At 59.8% G+C, this 11,598-nt stretch carries 9 protein-coding genes and 1 pseudogene; 5 read left to right on the top strand and 5 right to left on the bottom strand.

The annotated features are described in order from the left end of the window. The first annotated feature begins 413 nt into the window (after window positions 1–413). On the top strand, window positions 414–2,030 hold the full coding sequence (locus tag G113_RS06500; protein WP_005896899.1) for a peptide ABC transporter substrate-binding protein: 1,617 nt from the start codon (window positions 414–416) through the stop codon (window positions 2,028–2,030). Between the two features lie 74 nt (window positions 2,031–2,104). On the opposite strand, the gene G113_RS06505 is transcribed toward G113_RS06500, so the two are convergent. The 3 genes from G113_RS06505 to sixA form a co-directional block, all read right to left on the bottom strand. Further along, window positions 2,105–3,007: a DMT family transporter gene (locus tag G113_RS06505; protein WP_005896901.1), complete on the bottom strand. Its 903-nt coding sequence runs from the start codon at window positions 3,005–3,007 to the stop codon at window positions 2,105–2,107. Between the two features lie 215 nt (window positions 3,008–3,222). Next, window positions 3,223–3,429: a DUF1107 domain-containing protein gene (locus tag G113_RS06510; RefSeq protein WP_005896903.1), complete on the bottom strand. Its 207-nt coding sequence runs from the start codon at window positions 3,427–3,429 to the stop codon at window positions 3,223–3,225. A 117-nt stretch (window positions 3,430–3,546) separates the two neighbouring features. Then, on the bottom strand, window positions 3,547–4,026 hold the full coding sequence (gene sixA / locus G113_RS06515) for a phosphohistidine phosphatase SixA (protein WP_005896905.1): 480 nt from the start codon (window positions 4,024–4,026) through the stop codon (window positions 3,547–3,549). A gap of 162 nt (window positions 4,027–4,188) precedes the next feature. Here sixA and G113_RS06520 point away from each other — a divergent pair. Next, window positions 4,189–6,964 (top strand): annotated as a pseudogene (locus G113_RS06520) (insulinase family protein). Window positions 6,965–7,274: 310 nt separating this feature from the next. On the opposite strand, the gene G113_RS06525 reads toward G113_RS06520, so the two are convergent. Beyond that, on the bottom strand, window positions 7,275–7,922 hold the full coding sequence (locus tag G113_RS06525; protein WP_005896909.1) for a thiopurine S-methyltransferase: 648 nt from the start codon (window positions 7,920–7,922) through the stop codon (window positions 7,275–7,277). A 206-nt stretch (window positions 7,923–8,128) separates the two neighbouring features. Then, window positions 8,129–9,481 (bottom strand): leucine-rich repeat-containing protein kinase family protein, encoded by a 1,353-nt coding sequence (locus G113_RS06530; RefSeq protein WP_005896912.1) that lies wholly within the window; start codon window positions 9,479–9,481, stop codon window positions 8,129–8,131. Between the two features lie 247 nt (window positions 9,482–9,728). Between G113_RS06530 and G113_RS06535 the strand changes: the two genes are divergently transcribed. The 3 genes from G113_RS06535 to G113_RS06545 are packed head-to-tail and all read left to right on the top strand — an operon-like array spanning window position 9,729 to window position 11,406. Further along, window positions 9,729–10,259 (top strand): MarR family winged helix-turn-helix transcriptional regulator, encoded by a 531-nt coding sequence (locus G113_RS06535; protein WP_005896914.1) that lies wholly within the window; start codon window positions 9,729–9,731, stop codon window positions 10,257–10,259. Beyond that, window positions 10,256–11,089: a HEAT repeat domain-containing protein gene (locus tag G113_RS06540; protein WP_005896916.1), complete on the top strand. Its 834-nt coding sequence runs from the start codon at window positions 10,256–10,258 to the stop codon at window positions 11,087–11,089. The genes G113_RS06535 and G113_RS06540 overlap by 4 nt, the downstream gene beginning before the upstream one ends. Beyond that, a complete protein-coding gene (locus tag G113_RS06545) occupies window positions 11,047–11,406 on the top strand; it encodes a DUF6616 family protein (RefSeq protein WP_005896918.1) in 360 nt (119 codons plus the stop codon). The genes G113_RS06540 and G113_RS06545 overlap by 43 nt, the downstream gene beginning before the upstream one ends. Window positions 11,407–11,598 lie beyond the last annotated feature (192 nt).

The raw sequence follows: 11,598 nt of genomic DNA on the forward strand, positions 1-11,598 counted from the left end.
TGAGCGTTTCCGTTGGCGGTGAAAACGTTTGCAGGGCGGCACAAAAAAAGTGCCGAGCCCGGCATCGTTATTATGTAACCTAATGTAACGTTGAAATTTTGTTTTTGCAGCGAATTAACTCGTTGAATTTATGTTCAAAAATGCTTGCCGCACTAGGATAAACCCCAGCTGAGTTGCTCATTTCAGGGCGATTTCTCCAAGTTAATTCGCTGTGATATATCTGGCGATCCTGATGACGCCCCTCTCCTGCCATCAAGTCGGCCTATGCGCTATCCTCTCCCCCTGCTCGGTTGTCAAACTGCCCGAAATTCCCGGATGTTGACGCCATGGGCCCCCGCTCACCTCTTGAGCTTTAACCATGGATATCGCACACTGGAACCGCTTTGGAAGCATTAAAAACATAAGGATATTCAATGAAGAAGACCCTAATCGCAGGTGCAGTGCTTGCCCTGTTCTCGCTGCCCGCTCTGGCGGCTCAGGTGCCGGCTGGCACCAAGCTGCTCCCCCCCGACCAGCAGACCTTCGTGCGCAATATTGGCGCTGAGCCAGCCTCCATCGATCCTCAGTTGGTGGAAGAAAGTTCAGGCAGCGAGATCGTCAACGACCTGTTTGAAGGCCTTTATACCGTGAACGGGGATGGCAAGCTCACACCGGCTGGCGCCCTGAGCTATGACGTGGATGCCAGCGGCACCGTCTATACCTTCAAACTCAGGCCCGATGCCAAGTGGTCCAACGGTGAGCCAGTGACGGCGGCAGACTATGTCTATGGCTGGCAGCGGGCCGCAGATCCCAAGACGGCCTCCAACTACGCCTGGTTTATCGAGCTGACCGGTGTGATCGGCGCCAGCGAGGTGCTGGCAGGCAAGCAAAGCCCGGATACCCTTGGCATCGAGGCCATCGATGCGCATACCCTGCGGATCCGCCTCAAGGCCCCGGTGCCCTTCTTCCTCAAGACACTCTCCCACTACACCACCTTCCCGGCCCCCAAGGCGACCATCGCCAAGTACGGCCAGGAGTGGGTCAAACCGGGCAATATCGTCTCCAACGGAGCCTTCATGCTCAAGGAGTGGACACCCAACGAGCGGCTGGTTGCCGAGCGCAATCCCAACTATTGGGACAACGCCAACACGGTGATCAACAAGGTGCTCTATCTGGAGATAGTGGCCGATACCGCCGCCTATAACCGCTATCGGGCTGGCAGCCTGCACTACACCAGCTATCCCCTTGAGCAGTATCCCATATTGAAGAAATCGACCCCGGGCGAGCTGCTCAACGTGCCTCTCCTTGCCAGCTATTACTATGTGTTCAACACCCAGCGCAAACCCTTTGACGATCCTCGGGTGCGCAAGGCGCTCTCCTTGGCCATAGATCGCGATACCATCACCGGCAAGATCCTGGGTCAGGGACAGATCTCGGCCTACAGCTTCACTCCGCCCATCGTCGACGGCTTCGAGCTAAAACAACCCCTCAGTCAGCAGATGAGCAAGGAAGAGCGGGTCAAGGAGGCCAAAGCCCTGCTGGCAGAGGCCGGTTATGGCCCGGACAATCCATTGGATGTGGATATTCTCTACAACACCAACGAAGGCCACAAGAAGATAGCCCTGGCCATCTCCTCCATGTGGAAACACAACCTGGGGGTCAAATCCGAGCTCAACAACATGGAGTGGAAGACCATGGTCTACGCCCTCAACGAGGGGGATTTCGGGGTGAGTCGCTACTCCTGGAATGGCGATTACAACGATGCCTCCACCTTCCTCGATATCATGACCTCCACCAGCTCGGCCAACAGCGGCAAATGGGTCAACAAGCAATATGATGCCCTGCTCGCCCAGGCCCATGATTCACAAGATCCGGCCGAGCGCAACCAACTCTACCAGCAGGCCGAGGTGATCCTCGACAAGGAGGCACCCATCGCTCCCGTCTACTTCTATGTGAAGTCGCGTCTGCTCAAGCCCTTTGTGAAGGGCTATCCCTACCACAACCCGCAGGATCTGGTCTATTCCAAAGATATGTACCTGATAGCCCAGTAGTGACTCAAGCTTGAGCTGACCTGGATACGAAACAGCCCCGCACTGCGGGGCTGTTGCGTTTTATTACTGCCCGTTTAGCTCACGGGCACCGCCTTGCGACTGACGATGGGCTTGACCATCAACTGGGCAATCAGTACCCCAAACAGGGTGAGGCCGCCGCCTATCAGGTGATAAGGGGTGAGGGTCTCCCCCAGCAGACTGACCGCCAATACCGCCGTCATGATGGGTAACAAGTTCATGAAGATAGCCGTACGGTTGGCTCCCAGACGCGAGATGCCCTGCATCCAGAGCCAGGGGGAGAGAGCCGAGGTGGGGATGCCTGCGTAGAGGATGAGCCAGAGTGCACGGCTGTCGGGCAGCGTGCCATCGTTGAGCAAGAAGAAGGGGGTAAGAAACAACAAGCTGCACAGCACCTGGCCGTAGAGCATGGTCCAGCTGTCCAGTCCAAGCTGCCAGCGCTTGAGCAGCACGCTGTAGAGGGCATAGGTGAGTGCCGACATCAACATATAGAGAGAGCCTGCCTGAACGCCCTGCTGGAGTAACTGGGCGGGATTGCCCTGCCCCAGCAACACCAGCAGGCCAAGCAGGGAGATGAGTCCACCGAGCAGCGCGCCCCAACTGGGGCGCTCATGCAGCACCCAGGCGCTGAGCAATACCGTCAGCAACGGCGTCAAGCCCATCATCAAGCCAATCTCGGTAGCGCCAAGGGTTTGAGCCGCGTAATAGCCAAAGGTCTGGTTGAGCACCATGCCAAGCAGCGCCAGCATGGCAAGCTTGCCAAAACCCGCCCAGATCCGGACACGCTGCCGCCAGGCAGATCGGGCAAGAAAGGGGGTCAAAATGAGCGCGGCCACCAGCCAGCGGGACCAGGCCATGGCCGCCGGCGACAATAAACCGACCGACAACTTGCTGACGATACCGTTACCGGCCCAGATGGCCATGCAGGAGAAGGGAAAAAGCACCGCCAATGGAGGCATGATATGTGACACCCGAAGAAACAGGCGCTCATTTTAGGAAGCCCCGTCCTGGGTGCAAGCGCTATTTCATGAGGAATGAGGTGAGGCAGGGTGCAAGTGGCCGATCAGGATGGCGACGGTTCACCCCATGAGGATCCGGTCAGCCCAGGCAGAAACAATCAGACCCTCCGGGGAGGGTCTGGGCACGACGTCGCAAAAGCCGACTGATGACACTATCAAGCTGCGTCCATGTGCAGACGACCTATCATGGCATTGACTTCGACCACCGTCTGACGGTGAGGCAAGTCGGCCTGATTCGGCATCATTAACAGCCCGGACTGGAAGTCGAAGCGGCCACGGCCATGGATGTAAATGCGCCCCTTGAAGAAGGTCTTGACGTGCTTTGCCACCATCAGCGGCAGGTATTTTTTAAATACTCTCATCGTTGCAACCTCTATGCAGTTGTACCCGTATGACAGCAGTTTCTGCGAAATGGTTCCCTGAAAATTGGATATTCATCCATGAACAACAATCCGAAACACTGAAAAAACCAAATGTTATCAAATTGTTTCGAGATGTATTGTATGAGGTCCTGACAACCAGAGCAAGTCACCTTTGCCTTCTTTCCATTCGATGCAAGCGAGCCCTGAGGTAGCAAACATCGGCGCCCCTGCCGCCGGGCTCAACATCTGTACCAGATAGCCAACCAGGGGCAGATGGCTGACCATGAGGATGCTGTCATGCTGCTCGGCCAGGGCGGTGAGATAGCTGGCCACCAGCGCCGGATCGCCGTAAGGGGTGATGTCGCCACTCTCCTCGACGCTGGCCGGTACTGGCAGCACCTGGCTGATTGCCTGCCAGGTCTGACGCGCCCGCAGGTAGTTGCTGTGAATAGCCAACCCGAGACCATTGTCCAATTGAGGGGCCAACCAGCGCGCCATGTGCAGTGACTCGGCAACCCCTTGTTCAGTCAGGGGGCGCTGTTCATCGGTTTTCGCATTCATGCCAGCCTGGCCATGACGCATGATATAAATCTTCATTACAACCTCACCCTGTCGGGCCTGTTTTAACGGCGGGGGGATCTTACCCCGCCCCGCATGGGGAAACAATTGCGCTACCTCTCAGAAAAGGGTTTGCCCATCCTCTATCCGAGGTCGATAATCATCTTTAAATTCAAATAAATCCAACATGAGTCAGCGCCGATGAGCCCCTACGCCAGCCCGAATGACCACAGGCAATATCACTATCTGGAGCTGGCCAACCGGCTCAAGGTACTTCTCATTTGCGACCCTGAGACCGATAAGTCTGCGGCCTCGCTGGCGGTCAATACCGGTCATTTCGACGATCCGAGCGATCGTCAGGGCATGGCCCATTTCCTCGAGCATATGCTGTTTCTCGGCACTGACACCTACCCCAAACCCGGTGAATACCAGCAGTTCATGAATCGCCACGGGGGCAGCAACAACGCCTGGACCGGCACCGAGTTCACCAACTTCTTCTTCGACATAGACAATGACTATTTCGAGCAGGGGTTGGCGCGCTTCTCCCAGTTCTTCATCTGTCCCACCTTCTCGCCCGAATGGGTCGACAAGGAGCGTAACGCGGTCGACTCCGAATACCGGCTCAAGTTGATGGATGACGTGCGTCGCAGCTATCAGGTACACAAAGAGACCGTCAACCCGGCACACCCGTTTTCCAAATTCTCGGTCGGCAATCTCGACACCCTGGCGGATCTACCGGGGCGCAGTTTGCACAGCGACCTGCTGAGGTTCTACGAACAGCACTACAGCGCGGATCGCATGGCCCTGGTGATGCTCTCTCCGGAGTCTATCGCCAACCAATTAACCTGGTGTGAACACTTCTTTGGCCCCATTCTGGACCGTAATCTGGGGATCCCGACCGTGGAGGCCCCCCTCTATCGACTCGAGGATCTGGGGCTCTGCATTGAACAGACGCCGGTCAAAGAGAGTCGCCGTCTGAGCCTCAACTTCCCGCTGCCGCCGGTCGATGCCTATTACGACAAAAAACCACTGACCTTCCTGAGCCATCTCATCGGCTATGAGGGCGATGGCAGCCTGCTCTCCCTGCTCAAGGAGAAAGGCTGGGTCAACCAGTTGGCCGCCGGTGGTGGCGTGAGTGGCAGCAATTTCAAGGACTTTGGCATCAATTTCGGCCTGACCCCGATGGGGATGGACCATGTGGACGACATCATCACGCTGCTGTTTGGCTACCTCAAACTCGTCAAGCAGGAGGGGCTGGCCCCCTGGCGATACGAGGAGAAACAACAGGTGCTGGAGTCGGCGTTCCGCTTCCAGGAGCGCGGCAAGGCGCAAGACACCGTTTCTGGTCTGGTGCTCAATCTCTTCATCTATCAGCCACAAGACTTGCTCTACGGCGACTACATGATGCGCGAGTATGACGAAGAGCTGCTAGCCCGCCTGCTCGCCAAGCTGACCCCTCATAACCTGAGGATCACCCTGACCGCCCCCGGACTGAGTACGGACCGACTGGCCCGCTGGTATCAGACCCCCTACAAGGTGAGCCACATACCGGAGGCGGACAAGATCCGCTGGCAACAGAGCGAGCCTGATGCTGCCCTACGCTTACCCGACCCCAATCCCTTCATCGCCACGCGCCTGGAGCCCAGGTCGCCGGAACTGGCCACCGACTTGCCTGCCTGCCTGATTGACAGACCAGGTTTTCGGCTATGGCATCTTCATGAGCACCAGTTCAGCGTGCCAAAAGGCAACCTTTACATTGCCATCGACAGTGAACATGCGGTCAAGAGCCCGCGCCACATTGCCATGGCGCGGCTAGCCGTCGAGCTACTGTGCGATCACCTCAACGCCCTCACCTACCCGGCAGAGCTGGCGGGGCTGGGTTACCAGATGTATGCCCATCAGGGCGGCTTCACCATTACCCTGAGTGGTTTTTCCGACAAGCAGGCTCTGCTGCTCGATATGATCCTCGCCAATCGCACCCTGGGCTATCCGGATCCGGCCCGCTTTGCCGCCATCAAGCAGCAACTCATTCGCAACTGGGAGAATCAGGCCAAGACCAGGCCCATCAATCAGCTGTTCAACCAGCTCACCAGCCTGCTGCAACCCAACAACCCCCCCTTCGAACAGTTGCTGCGTCACCTGCGCGAGGTGGAACTCGCTGAGATGCCAGCCTTCGTACAGCAGTTGTTCAGCCAGGTTCACGTCGAAACCCTGGTGCACGGCGACTGGCAAGAGAGCGAAGCCCTGGCCCTGGCGGCCTTGCTCGAGCGCCATCTTGCGCCCTATAGCCAACCGAGCGCAGAGACCCGGCGCCCTCTCATCTCGATCCAGGACAGGGGCACGCTCATCCGCGAACACGGCTGCGAACACGAAGACTCGGCGCTGCTGGTCTACTACCAGTCCCGCACCACCCGGGCCCGGGATCTGGCCTGTTTCACCCTGGCCAATCACATCATGTCGTCCACCTTCTTCCACGAGTTGCGCACCCGCCAGCAACTCGGCTACGTGGTGGGCGCCGGCAACCTGCCCCTCAATCGCCACCCCGGCCTCATCTTCTATATCCAGTCGCCAGTGGCCGGGCCCCAGGTGCTGCTCGATGCGGTGGAAGAGTTCATCGACCTCTTCCCGCTAGCCATGCTCGAATTTAGCGAGCAACAGTGGCAAGAGAGCAAACGCGGCCTGCAGGCCCAGCTGTCCGAGCGCGACGCCAATCTGCGCAGCCGTGGCCAGCGCCTCTGGGTCAGCATAGGCAACAAGGATCTCGGCTTCGATCAGCGCGAGCACGTCTGCGAGGAGGTGGGCAAGCTCAGCCGCGCCGACCTGGTGCGTTTCATCATGGCGCTACGCTACACGCACCTCGGACAGATTGATCCTCTGCAGCTATGGCCAAGGGCACGAGCACGATGAGCGCATCACCGGCCAGTTCATCGAAGACCCTAGCCTCTTTCGCCTCAATGCCCTGACCTTCGATGCTTGATCGCTCGCAAACGGTGGCCTGCCCACAAAGAAAAAGCCGACCCAAAAGGGTCGGCTGGAAATACCACCATAAAGACGACTTGCGCCGCCAAACGTGAACATGAGCGTGAAAATCAGGCACTGAGGCGAGTCGGCTTGAGCCATTGCCAGCAGTGATTGAGAAACAGGATCATCTTACTCACAACCCATATCCCCCCGTTGATCTACATCAAAGGAGGTAAAAAAGAGGGGGCATGGTCCAAGACCTTGCCCCCTCTTCTCTTCAATCTGCCTGCCGGATCACAAAACCATTCGCTCGGCGCTGACTTGACTCAACCACGGCGGGTGAGTCGATATGCCACTTCATCGAAATAGGAAAGCTGACCGGCAATGACCCTAGGATGCTCCTGCTCACTGCGCCTGCCCAGTACCTCGACCCTGAAGCTCCTTTCAAACAGGGCGCGCACCGCCAGTTCTCCCACCGAGAAAGGGGGTTGCGCTTGCTGTTCGGGTTGATATTCCAGAGTGATGAGCAGCACCTCCCCCCCCGCCACCATCAGGCGTGCCATCAAGTCGGCGTAATCCTGGCGCATGGCGGTTGGCAAGGCGATGAGTGCAGCCCTGTCATAGGCGAGCTGATAACGGTGGCCAAGCTCTGCGGCGGCGAAGAAGTCGCCTTGATGAAGGGCAATTTCGCCACTCAGATGACGCCGGTAAGGGCCCAGCACATCTTGCTGCACACAGAGCTCCTGCTCTTCAAAAAACTGGCTGACGGCAAGTTCCGAGAGCTCGAAGCCATGTACGGCATTGCCTTGGCGGCTAAGCCAGACCATATCGGCAGACTTGCCACAGAGGGGCACCAACACCGGCCCCTGCTCGGGACGACCCTGCCAGCAATCTGGCAGAAAGGGATTCACATCAGCCTGATGGAATCCGATCCGGTTCTCTTCCCAACGCTTGTGCCAAAATGCGGCTTCCATCGTCATACCCCTTTATCTAAAGATGTCTCAATATCACAACTTAGCCGCCGCCGTGCAACCCCTGCCCTCCCGCCATAGGCTATTTCTGCCAGACAAAGGATTGCAAAACCAAACGAGATCGCAAGGCCAGGTATATGCCGGTTGATGACACTGCATTGATGACACGGGAAGCGGCGCACCGTTCATCAAGGCAAGCCCGTCTCGGATCAATTGGCCAAGTCATGGGTTGCCTGGATGCCAAGGAGCAGAAGGTGGATCCGCGCGAAGGTGGGCCTTGCGCCTGGCTCCTCACCCAAACAGGCGGCGCTCAGTCGATGCAGGTCAGCATACGCCTCACCGTTTGCATCACAGTGCATCAGCAGCTCTTCCAGCAGGCAGCCAAAAGCGCGCACCTCCAGCCGCTCCAAGCCAGCAGCAAGCCCGTGATTGGCGCGATCATAGAGGGAGGCTGCGCCAAAATCCCCGAGCAGGGCGTGGGCCGGTTGGGAAGATCGGCGGGCGAAGAGAATATTGTGACCGTAGAGATCCCCGTGCATGACCCCGGCACCATGCAGATGCTGCGCCGCCGAGGCGATGCCCCGGGCCATCGCCATCACGTCGGGCAGGCTCAGACGCAGCCCAGCGGGATAGACGTCCCGGGTGCAGGAGTCAAGGCTCGGCGGCTCCGCCAGGTTGGCAAACGCCGGATCTATCCGCTCCATCACCAGCGCCGGCATGCCGGAGGGGTGATCATTGACCCGCCCCATCAGCTTGATGAGGTTGGGGTGGATACCGGATGCCAAGGAAGCCGCCATCTCGCAGCCGGGCAAACCATCGCTGGTCACCGCCCCCTTGAATAGTTTGACCGCCACGGTCTCACCGAGCAGTCCGTCACCAGCCACGCGGGTCGCACTGTGGATCATGCCAGAGGCCCCCTGCCCCAGCAGTTCGCCCACGTTCAGCTCACCCCAGCCAAGGGTGGCGACATGAGCGTCATTCATGGCCCGCGCCTCTTGCCCATCGCTAAAAGGATTGCCGGCGCAGGCAAGCCAACTCAGGCGCGGCAAGGCGAGCAGCCACCTCGGAAAGACCTCAATCCGGTTGGCGGCGATGCGCAGCAGCTCGAGCCGACGGCAGTTGGCGAGGCTCGCGGGCAGTTCGCGCAGGCGGTTGCCCGCCAGCATCAGCTTTTGCAGGGCGTCGCACTGGCCAAGCGTGCCGGGCAGACGCTCAATGGCATTGTCGGTCAGGATCAGCCAGCGCAAGCCAGCGGGCAGCGACGCTGCGGGGACTGTGACGATCTGGTTGGCCTTGAAGCCCACCATGGTGAGCGCGGGGCAGCGCCCCAGCACTTGGGGCAGTTCGGTGAAGTTGTTCTCGGAGCAGAACAGGATGCGCAGCTTCTTGCATTCGGCCAGCTCGTCAGGCAACTCGCTCAGCTGGTTGCCGGTGAGATCCAGCACCTCCAGCGTCTCCTTGAGGCTCAGGATCTCGGGAGGGAAAACCGCGAGGTTTTCAGCAAGTTTGAGGTGGCGGGCGCCGCAGAGCTCGCCTGCACGCAGCTGTTCCAGGGTATGCATGGGATCGTCTCTATCAAGATTCGGGCTTGCGGCGGGGCACTCCCCAGGGCCACAAAGGAGGGGCATTATAGGGAATCACGGCCAAAGATGGCCGATTTTCTTGCAAGGCCTCTTCTTGCAAAGTCACCCACCGCCACACTCCTGCTCCTCGTTGCCATGAACCATCCCGGTCGGCTCTTGCATGGTTGATCATTTGGTTGGTGCCATATAGTATGGCGCCATACAAAGTCATTCGAGACTCACCATCATGATCACGCTGGAACAGAAACACCTCGCCCTGCTCGAGGATGCAGAGCGCCGCGGACAAGCGGATACCGAAAACATACGCGTCTGTTTTGAGGTGTTGACCCTCGGCGCTGCCATCGATCAGGCGTGCGCGGCGCGCCTGGCTCCACACCGCCTCTCCGAAGGCAAGTTCGTGCTGCTGTTTTTGCTGCGCGACCTGCCAGAGGGGCTGGCCCCCCACGAGCTTGCCGACAAGGCGGGGGTCACACGGGCCACCATCACCGGCCTGCTCGACGGGCTGCAACGGGACGGCCTGCTGGCTCGCCACAGCGACAGCCAGGACAGGCGAAAGATCTCGGTGCGCCTGACAGAGCAGGGCCAGGCCCTGGCGCAGCACCTGCTCGATGAGCACAGCCAGTGGATAGGCTCCCTGTTTGCCGGGTTCGATCAGGCCGAGCGGGAAACTCTGAGCGCCCTGCTCAAGAGGGCCTGGCTCAATGTCATCTCATCCCGGGCAGGCTGCACTGAGGCCGCCACAGAGGAACACCCATGACACGCAGCCGCATCACGGATATCGCCCCCTCACGCCTCGCCCAGCTCAACCGGGGAGAGATCGAGGCAAGCAACCTGACCGAATGCCTGACGGTGGATTTTGCCGCCCTGATGCAGTGCACTCTGCCTGCACTCGGGCCCAATGCGCTGGCGTCGATGCACGCCGCATCCGGGGAGGGCATTACCCGGCGCATGGCCCTGGCCGCCAGGCTGCTCCTGGCCGAGAGCGGCACGAGGGATCTTGCGGCGCTCAGCCGTCATCCCTCCGATACCGTGCGGGGCTGGGCCTGTTTCATGGTGGGCGCGAGCGAGGGGCTGTCGCTCGGCGACCGCCTGGCCCTCATTCGCCCTCTCGCCGATGACCCTCACTTCGGGGTGCGCGAGTGGGCCTGGCTCGCAATGCGATCGACCATTGCCGCGCAGCTCGAGGAGGCCATTGCCGCCCTGGTGCCCTGGACGGCGGAGCCGTCCGAGCGGCTGCGACGCTTTGCCAGCGAGGCGACCCGCCCCCGCGGCGTCTGGTGTACCCATCTTGCGTCCTTGCGACAAGCGCCGGAGCAGGCCCTGGTGCTGCTCGAGCCCCTCAAGGCCGATCCCGCCCCCTATGTGCAGGATTCCGTCGCCAACTGGCTGAACGATGCGAGCAAAGACAGACCACAGTGGGTCACTGACCTCTGCGCACGCTGGTCTCGCGAAAGCCCCAGCCCCTCGACATCCCGGATTTGTCAACGCGCCCTGCGCACCTTGCGCAAGGGCAAACTCCCAAAGGAACCCCTAGGACCCATTACTTGGCAGAGCTCTACACCCCCAAAGCCGCCTGGCTGGCATTGAGCCTGGATGCCCGTCACCAGTTTTTTGAAGCCGTTGGCGCAGGCATGGCCAGCCTCTCGGCCCTCGGGGTGGAACCCATCGCCCTGGGCGAGACCCATGCCGCCACCCTCCATGGCGCATCCCAACCCTTCTTCGCCATCTGGCGCGGGCCGGATGTCGCGGCCATCGAGGCCCTCGTCCAGGGGATAGCCGCATCGGGCTGGCACGACTACTTCGAGACGGTCAATGCAACCGGCGCCGGGGTCTCCCTGGGCGAGCACCTCATACAGTTGGCCGCCGTGCCCTGCGCCGCCACATCCAGCGCCGCCCTGGCCTGATAACCCGAAAAGAGAGTGACTCCCACCAGGCTTTGCGTCAGTGCCGCCGACACCGGTGGCACTGTTTTCCACGCCCTTCCCTTGCATCCCATATCACCACCATATGGGAAAGCCGCGCCACAACCCCACTTCCTTCCCACTCCCTTCAAAAAACGCTGATATCTCCCGATGCCGTGATGGGCCATCGCCGAT

The sequence above is a fragment of the Aeromonas molluscorum 848 genome (assembly GCF_000388115.1).
Classification (GTDB): domain Bacteria; phylum Pseudomonadota; class Gammaproteobacteria; order Enterobacterales; family Aeromonadaceae; genus Aeromonas; species Aeromonas molluscorum.